This window comes from Mitsuaria sp. CC2, from assembly GCF_048957715.1.
In the GTDB taxonomy this organism is placed as follows: domain Bacteria; phylum Pseudomonadota; class Gammaproteobacteria; order Burkholderiales; family Burkholderiaceae_C; genus Roseateles.
Genome location: NZ_JARVXN010000015.1, coordinates 76,084 through 96,401, shown reverse-complemented (window position 1 = coordinate 96,401; position 20,318 = coordinate 76,084). Strand labels below are relative to the sequence as shown.

The window sequence follows — 20,318 nt, the reverse complement described above, 5'->3', positions numbered from 1 at the left end:
TCGCGGACAATCGCGCCATGGCGATTCAATGGTTTCCCGGGCACATGCACAAGACCCGGGGCGCGATCCGCGAGCGCATGAAAAGCGGGATCGACGTGGTCATCGAGATGCTCGATGCCCGCGTGCCCGCGAGCAGCGCCAATCCGCTGATCGCGCAACTGACGCAGGGCCGCCCGGCGCTGAAGCTGATCAACAAGCAGGATCTGGCGGATCCGGCGCGCACGGCGGAGTGGCTGGCGTTCTATCGCGCGCAGCCGAACACCCATGCGGTCGCGATCCACCAGGGGCAGCCCGGCCTGGCGAAGCTGATGGCGGCCGAGTGCCGCGCGCTGGCGCCGCACCGCGGCGGTCTGGACAAGCCGCTGCGTGTGCTGATCTGCGGCATCCCGAACGTCGGGAAGTCGACGCTGATCAATACGATCGTCGGCAAGCGCGCCGCCGCTACCGGCGACGAGCCCGGCATCACCAAGATGGAGCAGAAGATCCTGCTCGACAAGGGTGTCTATCTGTTCGACACCCCGGGCATGCTGTGGCCCAAGATCCGCGTGCCGGAAGCGGGCATCAACCTGGCCGCCAGCGGCGCGGTCGGTCGCAACGCCTTCGAGGAGGAAGTGGTCGCGCTGGACCTGCTCGGTTACTTGCGTCTGCACTATCCGCAGTCGCTCAAGACCCGCTACCAGCTCGAACCCGACGCGTCGCTGCTCGACGGCGAGGTGCTGCAACTCATCGGCAAGCGCCGCGGCGCGGTGCTGTCGGGCGGGCGCATCAACATGCAGAAGGCCGCGGAGGTGCTGCTGTACGACCTCCGCCAGGGTCAACTCGGCCGCATCACGCTGGAGACGCCGGCGGAATTCGACGAGTGGACCGCCGCCGCGGACGCCGCGGAAGCCGCCCGGATCGCCGAGAAGGAAGCCCGCGCCGTCGCCGCCAAGCGCGGCACGCGGGATGCGCAGCAGGCGTATGCGGCGCACGACGATGAGGACGAGGACCTCGACGAAGAAGACGACGAGGGCGAGGGCGAGGGCGAGGGCGACGACGCCCGTCAGTGAACCTGCAGCATCTGCAGCGCCGGCAACTGCCAGCCGAAGTACAGCGCCGCCAGGCGCAAGGCGGCGACGCCCACCATGCCGATGACGAAGGCCCAGCGCATCGGGACGCCCATCGCCTTGAGCAGGAAATACAACGCGATGCCGCCGATCGCGGCGGTCGCGTAAATGTCCTTGCGCAGCAACAGCGGTGCCTGGCCGCTCAGCACGTCGCGCAGCACGCCGCCGCCGCACGCGGTCAGGGTGCCCATCAGCAGCGCGGGCATCGGCTGCACACCGTGCTCCTCGGCGATCTCGGTGCCGCACAGCGCGAACAGCGCCAGCCCCAGCGCGTCGGCGACCCTCAGGATGCCGATGGCGTGTTCGGGGAACGGGCCGGCCAGGAGCGCCGCCAGCGCGCTGGCGATGATCACCAGCAGGTAACGCGTGTCCTTCATCCAGAACACCGGATGCCGGTTCAGCAGCAGATCGCGCAGCGTGCCGCCGCCCACCGCCGTCATCGCGGCGATCACGAGCAGGCCGAACAGGTCCAGGCCCGCCTGCATCGCGGCCAGCGCGCCGCTGACGGCGAACACCGCCACGCCCAACAAGTCGAACCAGTAGATCATCGGCATAGGGCGCGAAGTTTAGGGCGCGCGCCGCCCCTTGAAATCGGTTCCGGCCGTGCCCATCTACCGCCGCGATAATCCAGGCCCCATCGGGATCGGACCCTTCCGCCCCCCGTTGGTCTCCCATTCGCATCACCGCTCTCACGAACGATGGACAAGCAAACCCATTCCTTCCAGGCCGAAGTCAAGCAGATCCTGCATCTGGTGACGCACTCGCTCTACTCGAACAAGGAGATCTTCCTGCGCGAGCTGGTCAGCAACGCCTCCGACGCCTGCGACAAGCTGCGCTTCGAGGCGCTCGACCATCCGCAGCTGCTCGAGGACCAGCCGACGCTGGAAGTCCGGGTGTCCTTCGACACCGAGGCCCGCACCGTCACCATCAGCGACACCGGCATCGGCCTGTCCGCGGAGGAGGCCATCGCCCATCTCGGCACGATCGCCAAGAGCGGCACGCGCGAGTTCATGGCCAAGCTCGAAGGCGACCAGAAGAAGGACGCGAACCTGATCGGCCAGTTCGGCGTCGGGTTCTACTCCGGCTTCATCGTCGCCGACCGCATCACCGTCGAATCGCGTCGCGCCGGCCTGCCGGCCGATCAGGGCGTGCGCTGGAGCTCCGAAGGCACCGGCGACTTCGAGGTGGAGACCCTCACCAAGCCCGGCCGCGGCACCGACGTGATCCTGCACCTGCGCGAGGGCGAGGAGGAGTTCCTCAAGACCTGGCGCCTGAAGTCGACGATCGCCAAGTATTCGGACCACATCTCGCTGCCCATCCTGATGCGCAAGGAAGAGTGGGACGCCGACAACGCCACGCAGGTGCTGAAGGACGAGTGGGAGCCGGTGAACAAGGCCTCCGCGCTGTGGACACGCGCCAAGAGCGATGTCACGCAGGCCGAGTACGACGCCTTCTACCAGCAGATCAGCTACGACACCGAAGCGCCGCTCGCGTTCACGCACAACCGCGTCGAGGGTCGCAGCGAGTACACCCAGCTGCTCTACATCCCCGCCAAGGCGCCCTTCGACCTGTGGAACCGCGACAAGCGCGGCGGTGTGAAGCTGTACGTCAAGCGTGTGTTCATCATGGACGACGCCGAGGCGCTGATGCCGGTGTACCTGCGCTTCGTGAAGGGCGTGATCGACTCGGCCGACCTGCCGCTGAACGTCAGCCGCGAACTGCTGCAGGAAAGCCGCGACGTGAAGGCGATCCGCGAGGGCTCGACCAAGCGCGTGCTCTCGATGCTGGAGTCTCTGGCCAACAGCGAGGACGCCGGCGAACGCGACAAGTACGCGCGTTTCTGGACCGACTTCGGCCAGGTGCTCAAGGAAGGCGTCGGCGAGGACCATGCGAACCAGGAACGCCTGGTCAAGCTGCTGCGCTTCGCGTCGACGCACGCCGACGAGAACGTCTCGTTGGCCGACTACGTGTCGCGGATGAAGGAAGGCCAGGAAGCCATCTTCTACATCACCGCCGACAGCCTGGGCGCCGCGAAGAACAGCCCGCAGCTGGAGATCTTCCGCAAGAAGGGCATCGAGGTGCTGCTGCTGACCGAGCGCGTCGACGAGTGGATGCTGTCGCACCTGCACGAGTTCGAGGGCAAGGGCCTGCAATCCGTCGCGAAGGGTGCGGTCGACCTCGGCCAGCTCCAGGACGAGGAAGAGAAGAAGAAGGCCGAGGAAGCCGCCGAGCAGTTCAAGCCGGTGCTGGACCGCTTGAAGACCGCGCTGGAAGGCCGCGCGAAGGATGTCCGCGTGACCACGCGGCTGGTGGACTCGCCGGCCTGCATCGTGGTCGAGGAGCACGACATCAGCGGCCACCTGGCCCGCATGCTGAAACAGGCCGGCCAGGCCGCGCCGGTGTCGCAGCCGACGCTGGAAATCAATCCCGACCACGCGCTGGTGAAGAAGCTGGGCGCGATCCAGGGCGATGAGGCCGGCGATGCGCGTTTCGGCGACCTGGCGCAGGTGCTCTTCGACCAGGCGTTGCTGGCCGAAGGCGGTGTGCTGGAGGACCCTGCGGCGTACGTGAAGCGAGTGAATGCCTTGCTGCTGGGTTGAGGCCTGAGGACCGGCGCTGCCGGGCTCAGGCCGGCAGCGCGACGTCCCGGCGCGAGGTGGTCCAGCCGCTGATCGACATCTCCGTCGGACGCGCGCTGTCCTCGGCCACCCAGCGCGGCGAGAGGTCGAGCTGTCCCGCCGGCACGACGGACGCCATCGCTTCAGACAGCTTCGCGCCGGCCAGCAACCACCGCTGCGGGGGGGCTTCGGAGCTTTTCGGCGCCAGGCTTCCGGCGTGCATGCCGGTTTCCGGGGTCGGTCCGGCATCGGACGTCGCCTTGGGCTCAGGCTCGAGATGACCCAGCCCCCTGTCACCGTCCGGCACCAGTCGCCAGCGTTGCGGTGTGCTCGTGCCCCGGGCCATTGCCGCGATGAGCGGGGCCGACAGGCGCGCGAGCTGCCATCGGCCGTCCGGCACCCGGAATCGCAGCAAGGCCTCGTCGTCGCCGGTCGGTGCGGTGCCGATGACGCCGTTGTCGAACGCGAAGACGTCCGGCACGCGCATCTCGGCCCATCCCCCGACGTCGCCGATCCGCAGGTCTGTGCCATCGCGGGCGACCTCGAGCTTGGACCCGAACAGCGTGAGCATCGGCAGGCGCAAGGACCGGTCCATCTCCGGCCATGCGAGGTGGCGTTTTCCTCCCTGGCCGGTCACTTTCACCGTCGTCGTCCATTCGTCGTCGAAGGGAATGTCCGTGGCGGGATCGAGCGCACGGCGGATCCGGAGCAACTGACCGGTGTCGGCGCGATGGATCACCAGGTCCCGACCTTCGTAGAACACCTCGGCGGACGGTGTCGCGTCCTCGTCGAGATCCACGCGGCGTGGCGCGCCGTCGAACTCGTCGAGGATCACGACCTCGGGGAGGCCCAGGGGGGCGATCCCATCCAGGTCCACCTCGCGACCGTTGCTCTGGATCAGCAGCCATTTCGGTGCAGTCCGGCCGGCCAGGAACTGACGGCGCAGCCGGTCGAATTCGGCATCGTCGCCGACGCGGAAGGGGGTGGTGTCGCTGTCGTTCAACTCCAGGCCCAGGCTACCGTCCTCGTCCAGCCGGAAAACGGTGCCGCCCCAGCTCGTCGCCAGGAAGGAGTCCCGTTCCATGCGGAAATTGCGGTAGCTGCTGCCGCCGGGAATCAGGCGGTCGGCCCACCATTCGAGGAGGCCCAGCGAGAAGGTTTCCGGCGCGAGCGGCGACGGGCGATTCGCCAGCTCCCCGAGCTCCGCTTCGTTCAGCGATTCGGTATTCCCGAGGTAGAGCCAGTAGGTGTTGCTGGAGCCGTCGGTCGGGAAGTAGCCGTAGGGGCCGGCAACGGCCTTGCGCCGCTCATGCACGCGCCGGAGACGGAACAGTTCTTCCTGGCCATTGACCGGGTTCTGGTAGAGGTACACCCCGCCGATGACTGGCGCCCGGTCGTTCCAGCGCCAGGCGTGGTAGGCGCCGGGATCGAGCACCGGAGGACCGTCCGGCTCGTTCGACAGGCGCGGTCGCAGCTTCGGGCCCAGATCGGCCTCGCTGCCGAGGTAGGCCCAATACGGGTTGCCCGTGAGCGCGGCGGGATCCCGCGTCAGTTGCAGCAGGTTGGTGTCGACCTGCCGCATCAGCGCATAGTGGCCGGCGCCCTGGCCGTCGACGAAGCGCACGACGTCGCCCGCGCGGACCGTGTCGCGGCCCGCGACCTTGACGCTGCCGGCCGGCGGCAACAGCCGGTGCAGGACAGCGAACAGCTGCCGGTTCAAGGAGGGGTCCGAATGCAGCGCCATCGCCGCCAACCCGGATCGTCTGCCGAGTTCACGCAGGCGGATCAGGCGGTCGCGCAAGGCTTCCGCGGCGGTTTCCCGCAGGCTGACCTCCATGGGCGTGTCCGGCACTGCATGACGCGCATACCAGGTGTCCAGCCGCAATCCCTGGGTGGCGGCCTGGTCGCGCCACAAGCGCAGGGTGGCGTCGTCGATGATCTCGCCCTCCGGTGTGGACTGGACGCAGCCCAGGGTGGGGCTGGGACGCCAGACGGCCGGCGCCGCGCCCGCGCCGGATTTGACCGGCGGGACGGGCATCGGTGCCGCGCCCGCGGGCGGGCGCGAGAACGTCAGGCCGGCCCGGCGCACCTGCTCGATCAGCAGCCGCGGCACTGTCGGGACCGGTCGGTCGCGCTGGCGGGCATCGGCACGCGCTTCGGCCAGGCGCGTCAGCACTTCCTGCAGCGGGATGTCGGACGCTCCGAGGGGTTGCACCTGGCCCAGCCGCCGGAAGACGGCCGCGTCGCGATCCAGCCGGTCGCTGAGATCGTGCATGAACAGCCGCAGGGACGGCACTTGCACGTCATAGAAGTCTTTCGGCCCCCAGCGGTCGGTGGCCCGTGAGGTCGGCGACGTCGATGCGGCATCGATGCGGATGTCCACGCCGGCGTCCCGCAATTCGTGCGCCAGCGCCACCGAGGCGTCGGGGGTGTCGCCCAACCTGATCCACTCCGAGCCGCCATGAGCAGACAGATGCTTGTCCAGCAGTTGCTGGAGCCGCTGCAGCAATCCAGCCAGACGGCTGCGTTCGTGCAAGGTGAGCGGCGGCCGCTCCGGGAGCAGATCGGACCAGTGGCCGTAGGCGTCGCTCGCCTGCGCATGTTGCAGCATCAGCCATTGCCGGGCCCGTGCGACCTCGACGGCGGGGATCTCCCGCGCCTGGAGGGGCTGCTGGCCCGGGATGCCCCGGGCCGCATCGTCCAGCACCGTTGCGTACTGGCGCCAGCTGACGAGGCCGGCCTGCGACAGGTCATGCGCGAGGGTGGGATCGCTGTCGACATGAACGGATGAACTGCCCGGCGCCAGCTGCACCAGTCGGTCCAGCCGTTCCCAGAGCGCCAGCCACAGCGTGCCCTCGGTCGGTCGGGCGCGCCCGGCGCCCTGGTAGTAGAAGTCGACGGTGTCCACGGGCATCGGTGGCCCGCCTTCGGGTCCTGCCAGATCGACGCCGGCCGCCAGGACCTCGGTCATGAAGCGGAACAGTTCCGCCGACGTCCAGGCCGGGTGCTCGCGCAGCCATTGCATCAGCGCCCGCTCGCCGGCACCGGTCATCGCGAGGCGATCGCGCACGAGGCGCCGCTCCACCTCCGAATACGTGAAGCTGACCGGGGCGAAATGGCGGCCGCCGTCGTAAAGGACGGTCGGCCGTCGCCGCTCGTCGAGGCTGACCTCGCCGCCGTTGAGCGCGTAGCGCTTCCAGGTGGGCGGACTATCAGCGGCACGGGGGGAATCCAGCAGGAACAGGTGGCGGGCGCCGTAGAGGATGGACGCGCCCGTGGCGGGATCGAGGAGGCCGGACAGGACTTCGCCGCTGTCCAGCACGCTCGACAGTTGAACCGGCTGCCGCTGCTCGCCGGCGGCCGTCGGACGGAACAACGAGGCCGCGGCGCCGGATCCACCGTCGACGGAGGGAGAGAGCAGGCGCACCGCTTCGGACAAGGCGGTGGCAGGTCGCAGGGATTCGGTCCAGTGCGTCAGCGTCAGCACCAGCGAGGCCGCCTGTCGCGCCATGTCCAGCACCAGCCGGACGCCGGGGACCAGCGGGTCCGCGATCTGGACGACGGCGTCATGCAACGCCTCGAAACGGATCTCCTGCCCCGCGATGCTCACGCCCGCCGCGCCGCGATCGAGAAAGGTCACGGGTCTGCCGCCGTTGAGGAGGCCGCCCTTGAGCATCAAGGTCCAGGTTTCCCTCACGGTGCCGGAGGGCAGGATGCTCACCGGGTTGCGCACCATCCCGTCGGGAGGGATCGAGAGCGTGTAGGCCCCGCCGCCGCCCAGGAGCCGGATCCACACCTTCGATTGATCCAAGGGGAGGAAGCGACGCTTGTCAGGCAGACGTCCGTCGTTGAAGACGAAAGCCTCGGTGTCGGTGCTCGATCGCGCGGGCAGGGCCAGTGTCCTCGGCTGGTCGTCCAGCACGACCTCGAGCCACGTCGGCTTCTGGTCGACGTGCCACAGGTCCGCCGATTTCGCGAAACTGCTGGAGGTCACGTAGTCAGCGGCGAAGTCGGCGGCGCTGTTGCGCTGCATCCGCTCGATCAGGTCGTCGTGCAGCAGCGAAAAGTCCCCGCCGATCCGCGACGTCGAATAGGCCTCGAAATGCAGGGCCACGTTTGGCGCGGTCATCAGCCCCAGGACCAGCGCGGGGTCGCGCAGGGGGCGCGGCAGCGACACCTGGGGGATCGCCGGACGGCCCCGGTGACGCATGAGGGTCCAGAGGTCCAGCTTCTTGCCCTCCAGGCTGTGACGGTACTGATCGCCCGCGCCGTCGTTGATCCAGTAGTCGTGCAGCCGATTGCTGCCGACCTGCCAGTAGAGCTGGTTCTTGTGCAGGACCGAATCGCCGACAGTGGCGTCCGCGAAGGTCACCGTGCCGTTCACGAAATCGATGCGTTTCATGGGCGCCCATCCGTTGACCAGGAGCGCGCGGTGCTCCGGATGGGCGGGGTCCATGCTCACCCGCCGCAGGGGTTCGTCGTAGCCGAGATTGATCTGCCGCAACGGGCTGATGTTGTGATCGATCCGGTTGATCTCGCCTTGCACTTCGCGTGCCAGGGCGGCAATGCCGATGGACAGGCCCGCCAGCGGCACGGCGAGACCTTCTGCGGCAGCGGCGAGCATCGCCGCGCCGGCCAGGTCGGCAACGGCGGCGAGGCCCACCAGCGCCAGTCCGGCCGCGTCCAGTCCGACCTGGACCGCGGCCTGGGACACGTCGGCCCGGCTCCCGTCGCGCAGCGCGTCGATGAGCCGCGCGACATCGGTGGCGATCGATCCCGCCTGCGCCATGCGGCTCACGGTCGTCAGCGCGCTCGACAAGGTACCGGTGCTTTCCACCAGACTGGCCATGGTGCCGGCACCTTTACGGGCGACGGCAGCGCGCAGCGTGGCGGCCAACGCCGCCGCGTCCGCCCCCGCCTGGAAGCCGCCCTGGGTGAGGCCCAGGTACCAGAGCGCTTCCTGATACTTGTCGCCGCCCGGCGTGACGCCGGCCAGGTCCGACAGCAGGAGCGCCATCAGGCCGAGGTTGAGCAGGTCGACGCGCGCCGTGGACGCGCCGACGTCGATGCGCTCCTCCCGGAAGTGGTCGATTCCCTCCCGGATCAGCGACATCCCCGCGCGCAGCGCGAGGAGATCGGCGGGAGCGACGATGTCCCGGGTCAGCACCTTGTCCGTGTCCAGCCGCATGTAGCTCAGGACGGCTCCTCCGCCGTCCCGGAATGCCAGGTGAGGGATCAGATGCGCGCCGGGCGGGCGATGCTGGTCGACCAGTTGGCGGAATCGCTGGCGCAGGCGGCCGCGGTCCCAGGCGTCCGAGAAAGCCAGTGCCCACGAGCGCGAGCCGGGGGCGGGGCTTCGACCTGCGCCCAGGATGCCGCAGCAGCCGGCGGGCAGGTCGTATCCCTCGTTGCCGTTGGGAAACTTGTCGCGGACCGACGTGGCGCCAGTGACGGGATCGCATCGAAAGATCCAGGTCGTCCCGGCGGCGCCCCGACGCAACGACGCGTCCTCGTGCTGTTGGGTGGCCTTGATGAGGTGGCCCCCATGCGTTTCGACGATCAGCGTCTGTGCGTAGAGGGTGGTCTCCATGCCTACCGCCCCCAGGTTGCGAGCGGCAACGGCGAACTCCCGGCCGAAGCTGCGTTGCACGACCGGGGTCTCGAGCGCGCAACTGAGCAGGCTGATGCGTTCCAGCTTCGGGAGCGGCGACCGTCGCAGACGCGGGATCAGGCGCTGCAGTTCGTCGGCCAGGCCGCGCGCGGTCCTGCCGCTGAGCAGGCGTTCACGGGTCGTCAGGCTGGTGTGACCGTGACCGGAGACGATCAGCTTGATCCGGGCCTCCGCCGAGGCGTTGTCCAGCAGGGACTGCCCGCGGATCACCCGGAACTCTCCCTTGGGGTGGGCCTGAATCCAGACGACTTCGTCCGGGTGGCTCCTGGCCAGCGACCGTCCGACGTGATGCATGACCGTGTCGTCCTCCATCTGGACGTACAGGCGCAACCGATCGCTGCGGGCGTTCGCGGCCGTATCGCGGGGACTGCCCCGGCCCGGCATCCGCCAGTCGGTCAGCGGGTCGTCGCTGGGACGAACGGCGCCGTCGAGGCCATGGATCTCGCGCACGACCGCGACGGCATCCGCATCGACAATCCACCTGTCGTCGGGCTGCCGCCGCACCACGACCTGCTTTCCGACCAGGAATTCCTCATCGGTCAGCGTGATCTCGCCGGGCAGCATCGAGCGCGACAGGGGCGCTTCATCCATCAACACCGCCACGCTGAAGGTGTCCAGGAGCGCGAGGCCTGCGTCCTGCTGGCGGCCTCGCTCCGCGTCCGATGTCGACACGGGGCCAGGCAGGTGCAGGGTGAGGGGCGGCGATCCTCCGCTCGACGTCAGGGTCACGGTGCCCGTCTGCCGATCGAGGTGCTGTTGCACCGTCGGCATCAACGAGTGGAGCAACGGCAGGGGCGTCGCCGCCTCCTGAGGCGCGACGCTCGCGGGGAGTTCGTTGTCCGGTCGCTTGGACACCGCGGGCGCAAATCCGATCAGCTGCACGAAGGGCGTCGGGTCGTCGGTTCGCAGCAGGGCACCGCCGGCCGGACGCCAGGCCGCGATCCCGCGCTCCGCTCTCGACAGGAAGGTCGGCGGGCCGGCGACGCCCAGTTCGGACAATCGCCATTGCGTCAACCAGAGGTCCCGCGTCGCGGCGAGATGTCCCTGCGCCGAGGCGTCCCTACGCGCCGCGAGGCGCTCGAGCCGGTCGAGGTCGAACAGCAGCGGCTTGCCGGCGAGTCCGGACTCCAGCGTATAGGCGGCCTGACGCGCCACGCCGACATGGTGGGCGAGGGACGCGGGCGTCGGCGAGTGGTTGAGCAGGCGCTCCGCGTGGTACGCCGCCGCCAGCAGGCCTTCCACAAGCAGCGCGCTGCCGCGGTGCACGGTCACTTTTTCTTTGCGGAGGAACGCGGGGGCCGCCTCGACGCCGTTGTCGCTGAGATCGCCGATGCCCCAGGGGCGCAGCAGAACGGCGGCGGTCAAATGCTGCGGCTCCAGGATGACCTGGCGGATCGTGTCCCGGCGGCCGCCGTCTCCGGCGACACCGGCGTAGTCGCCGTCGAGCACGGCCGACACCCACCGTCCGGCGTATCGATCCAGGAATGCTTCGTCGGCCTCGTCGAGGAAAGCATCTTTCAACTGCCGCGTCAGGTGCGCGACGACGTCTTTGCGCACCTGTGCCCGCTGCTCGGCCGTCACCTGCGGGGTATCAGTCGCCAGGGAGCGCATCGCCGCGTGCACTGCGTAAAGGATGACGCGCAGCCGGCCCTCCTCGGCGTGAACGCGCCCGGCATCGATGTCGTGACGGAGGTTGAGGAAAGACCGGATGCGCGACGGCATCGCCGTCGTGGTCGCGGTGCGGACCTGCGCGGCCGCATTCGACGTCGAGGGGCCGTCGTGCGTCGCGTCCGGCAGGGCGGGCGTCGGCAACACGACGTGCAGGTCGTGGCCGGGGGGTGAGTCGGGCATGGTGCGGCTCCAGGGCGAAGGGAGCAGCGTCAGTCATGCCGTCATCTGTCGGCGGGAGCCGTAGCGGGCTGGCCAACACGGTGAAACCGGCGGCGCCAACTGGCTTGGATACGGGGATGGACCCCGAAGCCGGTCAGCGCTGCGCAGCGCGTCCGACCCCGCGCAGGGCGCGCACGGATCAGCCGTGCCAGCCGTCGACGGGCCGGGCCTGCGTCTGCATCGCGTCCAATTGCTCCCGCAGTTTCACGACCTGGTCGCTCCAGTAGTTGGGCGTGCCGAACCAGGGGAAGGCCGCCGGGAAGGCCGGATCCTCCCAGCGACGCGCCAGCCAGGCGCTGTGATGGATCATCCGTTGCGTGCGGAGCGCCTCGACCAGCTTCAACTCGCGCCAGTCGAATTCGCGCACGCTCTCGTAGCCGTCGAGCAGCGCGTCGAGCTGGCGACGCGCCGCCTCCGGCTCGCCCGACAGCAGCATCCACAGGTCCTGCACCGCCGGACCCTGCACCGCGTCGTCGAGGTCCACGAAATGCGGTCCGCGATCCGGCGTCCACAAGATGTTTCCGGGATGGCAATCGCCGTGCAGACGCAGCGCGCGTCGGTCGGGCAGCGCCTCGAACGCGGCATCGATCGCGTCTATGCAGCGCGCGGCCGCGTCGTGCCAGTTGGCGGCGACCTCGGGCGCCAGCGTGTCGTGCGCGCGCAGCCAGTCGCGCGCCTCGCGCGCCGGCCCCGCGCTGTTCCAGGACAACCGGTGCTGGAAGGGCTCGCGCTGGCCGATCTCGTGCAGCCGGGCGAGCAGCCGGCCGTTCCAGCGCAGCACCTCGGGGTCTTCGAGCTCCGGCGCGCGGCCCCCCTGGCGCGGCGTCACCGCGAAGCGCTGGCCCTTGAAGTGGCCGAGCGTCCCGGTGACGCCGTCGGTCGTCAGCGGCAGCGGCGCGACGACGGGCACCTCGGCGTCGGCCAGCGCCTGCGCGAAGGCATGCTCCTCCAGGATCTGCGCATCGCTCCAGCGGCCCGGCCGGTAGAACTTCGCGACCACCGCCGTGCCGTCCTCCAGATGCGCCATCAGCACGCGGTTCTCGTACGAGTTCAGCTGGAGCAGCCGGCCGTCGGGGCGGAGCCCCGCGTGCTCGAGCGCGTCGAGCATCAGTTCGGGGGTCAGGAGGCCGAAGCCGGCCGTCAAGTCAGTCATCGAAGCGGCGAGGACAGCAAAAACGGCGCCGCAGCGCCGTGGTGTCCTCGAAGAGCGGGCAGGGGCGTAGCTTAGCGCCGCCCGTAGCGGGGCGAGTCGACGACCACGCCGCCGATGTCGGGGTCCGGCAGTTCGCTGGGCAGTGTGGGGAAGTCGCGGCCGAACTGGGAATCACGGAACTGGGAATCACGGAACTGGGAATCACGGAACTGGGAATCACGGAACTGGGAGTCGCGGAACTGCGGATCGCGTGCATGCGGTTCGCGCAGCTGCGAGTCGCGGAAACCGGCGGCCTCCTGAGCGCCGGCGCGCGGACGGTAGCCGCGCGCACGCGGTTCCGCGGGCGGGATCGGCGCCTGCATCGATTCGCCGCCGAAGGCGTCGTAGCGGCTGTCGGGCGCGAAGAAGGAATCGCTGAAAACCGGCGAATCGTTCCACAGCGTGTTGCGCGCGGTTGCCGGCGCAGCCGGCGCCGGACGACGCGGAGCGACCGGCGGGGGGCTCGGCAGATGGGACGCGCCGGCGCGCGGCATCGCGGCCATGCCGGCGCGGCTGCCCTGGTTGCTGTAGGGCACGAGCAGTTGCAATTCCGTGGCGGTGGGCAGGTTGTCGACCGACGACCGCAGGTAGCGGATGCGGCACGCGGCCAGCACCGCCTGCTTGATCTGGAGGCTGCGGGCGGAGCCCGGCCGCTCGGTCTCGATGTCGATTGCGGCCAGCACGCGCCCGTTGGGGCTGCAGATCGCGAAGTTCACGCTGATGCCGCCCAGCAGTTCATACCAGTAGCGCACGTCGCGGGCTTCGGTGGGCTGGCAGAAGCGCACCATCGGCAGCTTGCACATGACGACGTGGTGCGGCAGCGCCTCCCGCAGCAGGCGGAAGACGCGACGCTCGTCGGCGCTGAAGACGGGGCGGGCGTTGAGCGACCACTCCGTGGGCAGCGGCTTGCGCTCGCGGCGCGGGCGCCGCAGCAGGAGCGCGGCGGCCAGTCCCAGGACTGCCAATGCCGACAGTCCCGCGATGATCCACGGAAGCAGGTTCTGCATACCCAATGAGCCCAATCAGCTGGACGGACCGTACGGATGGCGCCCGAGGACGCCGAAGGACGCACGGGAGCAGCGAATTGGAGACACCGTACCGGGCGAATCGCGGGAATGTAGCGGAAAGGCGTTACAAATTGCATCAGAAATCACCCCGGCTACCCCCTGAAATGGGGTGGGGATGCCGGGAATGAAACCGGTACCTGTGCGATCAGCGGTGGATCAGGGTTTGGATTCCGGATCGTCGGTGCGCTCGCGCACTTTACGGATCCGGGACTTCACCTCGGCCACGCCGTCCAGGAAATCGCCCACGGTCCGCATGTGGCGCTTGAACTGGAAGTCCCATTCGGCCATGTGGCGCTCCAGGGCTTCGTCCACGTGGGAAGACACCGAATCCGGCGGCAGGCGCAGCCAGGCCTCGGACTCCCCGCCGTCGCGCTCGACCGTCGCGCCGGCCTTGCGGGCGATTTTCAGCATCGGCGCGTTCTCGCTGAGCGCGTGAATGAACAGCGTGTCGATACCTCGATTGCGCGCGTGCAGCGAGGCGCGCTCGAACAACCGGCCGCCGAAGCCCTTGCCGCGGGCCAAGGTGGCGACCGAGACGCCGAATTCCGCCATCGCTGGACGGCCCTTGATCTGCGGCGCCGGTGCATAGGCCAGGTGGGCCACGGCGATCAGCTGCAGGCGGCGGTTGAAGATGCCCAGCACCTCGTCCCGGACGAGGTCCAGGCCGGCGACGTACTTTTCGATCTGTTCGTCTCGGGCCGGATAACCGAAGCGGAGGTAGCGGTCGCGCTCGCCCAGGGCCAGCAGATGCTGGAGGATGCGCTTGCGGTGGCGCTTGCCCAGCGATCGGATCGGCACCCAGCCGGTCCAGCGGGCCAGCATCGCGCGGGGACTCCAGCGCGAGCGCGGGGCGTCCTCCGCAACCGGCGTGGCGGCGGGGGTGGGGCGGGGGTCTTTCGAGCGGGACATGGCACGGGGTCGGTGGGCGAGGATGCTAGCCGCGTTCAGGGAAAATCGCGCCACACGCGTCCGGCAGCCGCCTGGATTTGGCCATTCCCGCAGGTTCTGCTAGACTCGTCGGCTTTCCCGTTTCCAAGGCAGCGGGGGAACGTCCGTGAGAGGCCGCAAGCAAAAGCGTGCACCGAGCGTACGGGGGCAGATCGCCCGAAGTTTCGCCTTTTGAAAGAATCTCATGAAGACCTTCAGCGCCAAGCCGGCCGAAGTGACGCACGAGTGGTTTGTGATTGACGCCACCGACAAGGTGCTCGGACGTGTTGCCAGCGAAGTGGCACTCCGTTTGCGCGGCAAGCACAAGGCCATCTACACGCCTCACGTCGATACCGGTGACTTCATCGTCATCATCAACGCCGAGAAGCTGCGCGTTACCGGCAACAAGGCCACGGACAAGGTGTACTACCGTCACTCGGGTTTCCCGGGCGGCATCTACGCCACCAAGTTCAAGGACATGCAAGCCAAGCATCCGGGCCGTGCCCTGGAAAAGGCCGTCAAGGGCATGCTGCCCAAGGGCCCGCTCGGCTACGCGATGATCAAGAAGCTGAAGGTGTATGCGGGCGACACGCATCCGCACACCGCCCAGCAGCCCAAGGCGCTGGAAATCTAAGGAGCGGAGATGATCGGAAACTGGAACTACGGTACCGGCCGTCGCAAGTCGTCTGTGGCTCGTGTCTTCATCAAGAAGGGCACTGGCCAGATCACGGTCAATGGCCGCACGATCGAGCAGTACTTCGGCCGTCAAACGTCCATCATGATTTCGCGCCAGCCGCTGCTGCTGACGAACAATGGTGAAGCGTTCGACATCAAGGTCAACGTGCACGGCGGCGGCGAGTCCGGCCAGGCCGGCGCGGTCCGCCTGGGTATCACCCGCGCGCTGATCGACTATGACGCGGCCCTGAAGCCCGAACTGAGCCGCGCTGGCTTCGTCACGCGTGATGCGCGTGAAGTTGAGCGTAAGAAGGTCGGTCTGCACGGCGCCCGTCGCCGGAAGCAGTTCAGCAAGCGCTGATCGACTTCCGTCCATCGGTGGCATCCGGGTTGGGATGTCACCGGTGGCGAAAGCTCCAGGACAAGGCCGCTGCTTCAGCGGCCTTGTTTTTTATCCGCCTTGTTTTTTGTTCGACAGGGTGCATATCCTCTCGAAGGGGCTTATCTCCAAGCACCTGCCTCCCGGGCGGGGGCTTTGAGATAATCCCGCCATTCCTCCGACACAACAGGATCCACGATGAGCGCAGTCCTCGAAACCACCTCCACCGATCTGGGCGGCATGCCGGCCCCGCTGGTCTTCACGGACAGCGCGGCTGAGAAGGTGCGCGAACTGGTGCTGGAAGAAGGCAATCCGGAACTGAAGCTGCGCGTGTTCGTGCAGGGCGGCGGTTGCTCGGGCTTCCAGTACGGCTTCACCTTCGACGAGGCCGTCAACGACGACGACACGCAGATGGCCAAGAACGGCGTGACGCTGCTGATCGACGCCATGAGCCTGCAGTACCTGGTCGGCGCCGAGATCGACTACAAGGAAGACCTGCAAGGCGCCCAGTTCGTGATCAAGAATCCGAACGCCCAGACCACCTGCGGGTGCGGATCCAGCTTCTCGGTCTGACCGGGGCAGGTTCCTTGCTTGTCGGGAGTTTCGGCCTTCGGGCCGGATGACAAAGACCGCCTTCGGGCGGTCTTGTCGCTTCTGGGTTGCGTGGTCAGGCGGGCGTATAGCTGCCCAGCACGCGCGGGCCCGATGCGCCGGTCGCCGCCGGCAGGTTGCCATGCAACCCGCGTACATGGCGCATGGCCAGCCAGGCGAAGGCAGCGCCCTCGACCTGCATGGGGGGAAGTCCCTTGGCCGCGGTGGTGCGGACGGCCACGGTGGGGAGCAGCGCCTGCAGGCGCTTCAGCAGCGTGTCGTTGAAGGCGCCTCCACCGCAAACCAGCAGCTCACGCCAGGCGCCCGGAGCGAAGGCGACCAGGCTGTCGAGCACGCACAGTGCACTCAGCTCCAGCAGTGTCGCCTGCACGTCGACGGCCGGAGCGCGCGGCGCATGCGCCTCGATCCGGCCGTCGAGCCAGTCGAGGTGGAACAGGTCCCGCCCCGTGCTGCGCGGCGGTGTCTGTCGGAAGTAGGGCTCGTCCAGCAGCGCGTTGAGCAGCCCGGTGTGCACCTGGCCCTGCGCGGCCCATTGGCCGCTGGCGTCATACGCGGCGCCTTGATGGCGATGAATCCATCCATCCATCAGACAGTTGCCGGGACCGCAGTCGAAGCCGCCGCTGCGGCCGTCCGCCCAGAGCAGGCTCACATTGCTGATGCCGCCGACGTTCAGCACGACGACGTCGGTGCCTTCCTGCGCCAGCACGGCGCGATGGAAGGCTGGCACCAGCGGCGCGCCCTGGCCGCCGGCGGCCAGATCGCGGCTGCGCAGATCATGAACGACCGCGATGCCGCTGAGCTCCGCCAACAGGGGGGCATTGAGCAACTGCAAGGTGAAGCCAGTGCCGTCGAACTCGCCAGGGCGGTGTCGTACCGTCTGCCCGTGCGCGCCGAGTGCACGGACCTGCTGCGGCACGAGCCGCTGCGATGTCAGCAGCGCCCGGCTCGCTTGCGCGTACGCACGCGTGACCGCATTGCCGGCGAGCGCGGCCCGCTGCAGTTCGTTGTTGCCGGGACTGTTGAGTGCCAGCAGTTCCGCGCGCAACTCAGCGCCGAAGGGCTGGTATTCGTGGGCGAGGGCCTGGACGCGCCCATCGGACTCGGCGCGCAGCAGCACCGCATCGACGCCGTCCAGCGAGGTGCCGGACATCAGTCCGATGTAGAGCTCGGTGCCGGACTTCTTCATGGCCGGATGCTCGGGAAGTCAGGAAATCCGGGTCGAGGCGGCGGAGCGCTGGGTGTGCGCGCCGTCCTGCTTACTCGCCGACGACGCCGTCGTGGATCGAGGCGGCCGCCTCCAGCGCATTCTTCGCGCTGGCGACCTGCGACTTGAATGCCGCCTTGGCGGTCGCGGGCAGGGTCACGGCCTCCGAGGCGCGGGCGATCACGCGCGGATCCTGCTGCTTGCCGTTGACGCGGAACTCGAAGTGCAGATGGGGACCCGTCGCCCAGCCGGTCGAGCCGACGGCACCGATCTTCTGGCCCTGTTCGATCTTCTGGCCCTTCTTGACGTCGATGCGGCTCAGGTGGGCGTAGACCGTCATCCGGTTGCCGCTGTGCTTGAGCTGGATGACGTTGCCGAAGCCGTTCTGCCAGCCGGCGAACTCGACGTTGCCGTCGCCGACGCTGCGCACCGCGGTACCGGTCGGGGCGCCGTAGTCGATGCCCTGATGCTGCCGCCAGGTCTGGAGGATCGGATGGAAACGCATCGCGAAGCCCGAGGTGACGCGCGAGAACTCCATCGGGCTCGCCAGGAACGAGCGGCGCTTGCTCTCGCCGTCGAAGCCGTAATAGTTGCTCTTGCCGCTGGTCGGGTCGCGGAAGTACACCGACTGGTAGCTCTTGCCGTTGTTCACGAACTCGGCGGCGAGCAGGCGGCCGGAACGGTTGCCCCAGGTGATGGGTTCGCCGTCGGCGGTCAAGGTCTCGTAGACCAGCGAGAAGCGGTCGCCCTTGCGCAGTTCGCGGTGGAAGTCGATGTCCCCCGAGAACATGTCCGCCAGCTGCGTCGCGATCGCGTCGGGCACATTGGCTTCGTCGGTCGCGGCGAACAGCGAGGACTGGATCGTGCCGCTGCCCAGACGGGTCTGGGTCTCGAAGGTTGCGGTCTCCAGCTTGGAGACGAACTTGTCGCCCTGGCGGGTGATGCTCAGGCGGGTGAAGTGGGTGTCCTGCTGCTCGGTGGCCTCGGCGGCGTAGCGGGCGATGAGGGATTGCACCTCGCCGCTGGCGGTCGCGACGACCTGCACGCGCTTGCCGACGCGGCCGGTCAGCAGTTTCCTGGCGGTCTCGTCGGAACGCAGGAACGCGGCGGCGGCGGGATCGAAGGCGCCCATGCGCTTGAGCAGCGCATCGGCGGTGTCGGCGGAGCGGGTCACGTCGCTGCGCGACAGGCCCGGATCGAACGCGGCCAGATCGGCCAGTTGCTCGTCCAGCGACTGCAGCGGAATGGATTCGGAGACGACGCGTTGCGGGAGATCTGCCGCATCAGGGGCCAGCGGCGCGACGCCGAAGGCGGTCACGGCGAAGCAGCTCAACACACCGACCACGGTGCCGGTCAGGGCGCGCGGGTGTTTGGCCGCGAAGGACTCGGCGCGAGCGAGGGTGCGCTGAACGCGCTGCCATTCGTCATTCCAATTCATCACGCGCCGAAGCCCTTTCTGAAGCCTGAGGAGTGCCGTTGACCGTCCACTAGAATCAACGCCTTGCGCTGCAACGTCAAACCAGGCACGTGAATTGCCCTCTTGGCGCCCCGCAAAATCAGCCGAAAGTATAGCGGCGACCCCGGGTTACAACTGCTAGAAAACCCGGCAAATCAAGACTTTACGTAAGCCCGTGCGGGTTTTGAAACGCCATGTCTGACATCCGAACCCCCGCCCCGTCCGCCCCCGAATTTCCGGTCACCGACCGCGTCCGTCATGCGATGCAGCAATCGCTCCGGGGCTGCGAGGAGTTGCTGCCGCAGGACGAATGGCTGAAGAAGCTGGCGCGTTCCGAGGCCACCGGCCAGCCCCTGCGGATCAAGCTTGGCCTGGACCCGACGGCGCCCGACATCCACGTCGGCCACACCGTGGTGCTGAACAAGATGCGCCAGCTGCAGGACCTGGGGCACCAGGTGATCTTCCTGATCGGCGACTTCACCTCCATGATCGGCGACCCGTCGGGACGCAACGCCACGCGTCCGCCGCTGACGCCGGAGCAGATCAAGCACAACGCCGAGACCTACTACAAGCAGGCCAGCCTCGTGCTGGACCCGGCCCGCACCGAGATCCGCTACAACAGCGAATGGAGCGACCCGCTCGGCGCGCGAGGCCTGATCCAGCTGGCGGCCAAGTACACCGTCGCCCGCATGATGGAGCGTGACGACTTCACCAAGCGTTACGCCGCCGGCACGCCGATCTCGGTGCATGAGTTCCTCTATCCGCTGATGCAGGGCTACGACTCGGTGGCGCTGAAGGCCGATCTGGAGCTGGGCGGTACCGACCAGAAGTTCAACCTGCTGATGGGTCGTCACCTGCAGGCCGAATACGGCCAGGAATCGCAGTGCATCCTGACGATGCCGCTGCTGGAGGGATTGGACGGCGTCGAGAAGATGTCCAAGTCCAAGAACAACTACGTGGGCATCACCGAGCCGGCCAACGGCATGTTCGCCAAGATCCTGTCGATCAGCGACGTGCAGATGTGGAAGTGGTTCGACCTGCTGAGCTTCAAGTCCATCGAGGAGATCGCCGCGCTGAAGCGCGAGATCGAGGGCGGTCGCAATCCCAAGGAAGCGAAGGTGATGCTCGCCAAGGAGATCACCGCGCGTTTCCACAGTGCGCAGGCGGCGGAAGACGCCGAGGCCGACTTCAACAACCGGGCCCGCGGCGGCATTCCGGACGACATCCCCGAGGTCGCGTTGAGCGGCGCCCCGATGGGCATCGCGGCGCTGCTGAAGGCGGCCAACCTGGTGCCGTCGAATGGCGAGGGCAATCGCAAGATCGAGCAGGGCGGCGTCAAGATCGACGGCGTGACGATCAGCGACAAGGCCTTGAAGGTCGAGGCCGGCACCATGGTGCTGCAGGTCGGCAAGCGCCAGTTTGCGCGCGTCACGCTGAGCTGAACGCGCGGCAGCAACCGCGCCAGCAACGACAAACGGGAGGCAGAGGCCTCCCGTTTTCAATGGTGGACAGCGAGTGCTG

The 20,318-nt window shown here is 68.2% G+C and carries 13 protein-coding genes; 6 read left to right on the top strand and 7 right to left on the bottom strand.

What is annotated here, in order from left to right:
- Positions 1–17: 17 nt before the first annotated feature.
- Positions 18–1,049 carry a ribosome biogenesis GTPase YlqF gene (gene ylqF / locus PV762_RS10875; protein ID WP_421035049.1) on the top strand — a complete coding sequence of 344 codons (1,032 nt, stop codon included), beginning with the start codon at positions 18–20 and terminating at the stop codon, positions 1,047–1,049.
- Here ylqF and PV762_RS10870 read toward each other — a convergent pair.
- The gene (locus PV762_RS10870; protein ID WP_421035048.1) at positions 1,043–1,660 is read right to left on the bottom strand and encodes a trimeric intracellular cation channel family protein; all 618 of its coding nucleotides are present in this window, start codon (positions 1,658–1,660) and stop codon (positions 1,043–1,045) included. The two genes, ylqF and PV762_RS10870, sit on opposite strands and share 7 nt — an antisense overlap.
- Positions 1,661–1,804: 144 nt before the next feature.
- Here PV762_RS10870 and htpG point away from each other — a divergent pair, with 144 nt between their 5' ends.
- Positions 1,805–3,706, top strand: coding sequence for a molecular chaperone HtpG (gene htpG / locus PV762_RS10865; protein WP_421035047.1), 1,902 nt, complete (start codon positions 1,805–1,807; stop codon positions 3,704–3,706).
- 25 nt (positions 3,707–3,731) lie between these two features.
- On the opposite strand, the gene PV762_RS10860 is transcribed toward htpG, so the two are convergent.
- The 4 genes from PV762_RS10860 to PV762_RS10845 form a co-directional block, all read right to left on the bottom strand.
- A complete protein-coding gene (locus tag PV762_RS10860; protein ID WP_421035046.1) occupies positions 3,732–11,246 on the bottom strand; it encodes a C80 family cysteine peptidase in 7,515 nt (2,504 codons plus the stop codon).
- 178 nt (positions 11,247–11,424) lie between these two features.
- Positions 11,425–12,438 carry a serine/threonine protein kinase gene (locus tag PV762_RS10855; RefSeq protein WP_421035045.1) on the bottom strand — a complete coding sequence of 338 codons (1,014 nt, stop codon included), beginning with the start codon at positions 12,436–12,438 and terminating at the stop codon, positions 11,425–11,427.
- A gap of 71 nt (positions 12,439–12,509) precedes the next feature.
- Positions 12,510–13,484 (bottom strand): DUF2726 domain-containing protein, encoded by a 975-nt coding sequence (locus PV762_RS10850; protein WP_421035044.1) that lies wholly within the window; start codon positions 13,482–13,484, stop codon positions 12,510–12,512.
- Positions 13,485–13,700: 216 nt separating this feature from the next.
- Entirely contained in the window at positions 13,701–14,453 is a 753-nt protein-coding gene (locus PV762_RS10845; protein WP_421035043.1) for a GNAT family N-acetyltransferase, read from the bottom strand.
- A 223-nt stretch (positions 14,454–14,676) separates the two neighbouring features.
- On the opposite strand from PV762_RS10845, the gene rplM reads away from it, so the two are divergent.
- The 3 genes from rplM to erpA all read left to right on the top strand — a co-directional run bounded on the left by rplM (position 14,677) and on the right by erpA (position 16,098).
- Positions 14,677–15,105 (top strand): 50S ribosomal protein L13, encoded by a 429-nt coding sequence (rplM, locus tag PV762_RS10840; protein WP_067065533.1) that lies wholly within the window; start codon positions 14,677–14,679, stop codon positions 15,103–15,105.
- Positions 15,106–15,114: 9 nt separating this feature from the next.
- Positions 15,115–15,507, top strand: coding sequence for a 30S ribosomal protein S9 (gene rpsI, locus PV762_RS10835; RefSeq protein WP_088407854.1), 393 nt, complete (start codon positions 15,115–15,117; stop codon positions 15,505–15,507).
- Between the two features lie 216 nt (positions 15,508–15,723).
- Complete coding sequence (erpA, locus tag PV762_RS10830; protein ID WP_088407855.1) at positions 15,724–16,098, top strand: iron-sulfur cluster insertion protein ErpA; 375 nt, start codon at positions 15,724–15,726, stop codon at positions 16,096–16,098.
- Positions 16,099–16,192: 94 nt separating this feature from the next.
- Here erpA and PV762_RS10825 read toward each other — a convergent pair whose 3' ends face one another.
- The gene (locus PV762_RS10825; protein WP_421035042.1) at positions 16,193–17,323 is read right to left on the bottom strand and encodes an anhydro-N-acetylmuramic acid kinase; all 1,131 of its coding nucleotides are present in this window, start codon (positions 17,321–17,323) and stop codon (positions 16,193–16,195) included.
- A gap of 70 nt (positions 17,324–17,393) precedes the next feature.
- A complete protein-coding gene (locus PV762_RS10820; protein ID WP_421035041.1) occupies positions 17,394–18,779 on the bottom strand; it encodes a peptidoglycan DD-metalloendopeptidase family protein in 1,386 nt (461 codons plus the stop codon).
- Between the two features lie 212 nt (positions 18,780–18,991).
- On the opposite strand from PV762_RS10820, the gene tyrS reads away from it, so the two are divergent.
- Positions 18,992–20,239 carry a tyrosine--tRNA ligase gene (tyrS, locus tag PV762_RS10815; RefSeq protein WP_421035040.1) on the top strand — a complete coding sequence of 416 codons (1,248 nt, stop codon included), beginning with the start codon at positions 18,992–18,994 and terminating at the stop codon, positions 20,237–20,239.
- The last annotated feature ends 79 nt before the right edge of the window (positions 20,240–20,318 follow it).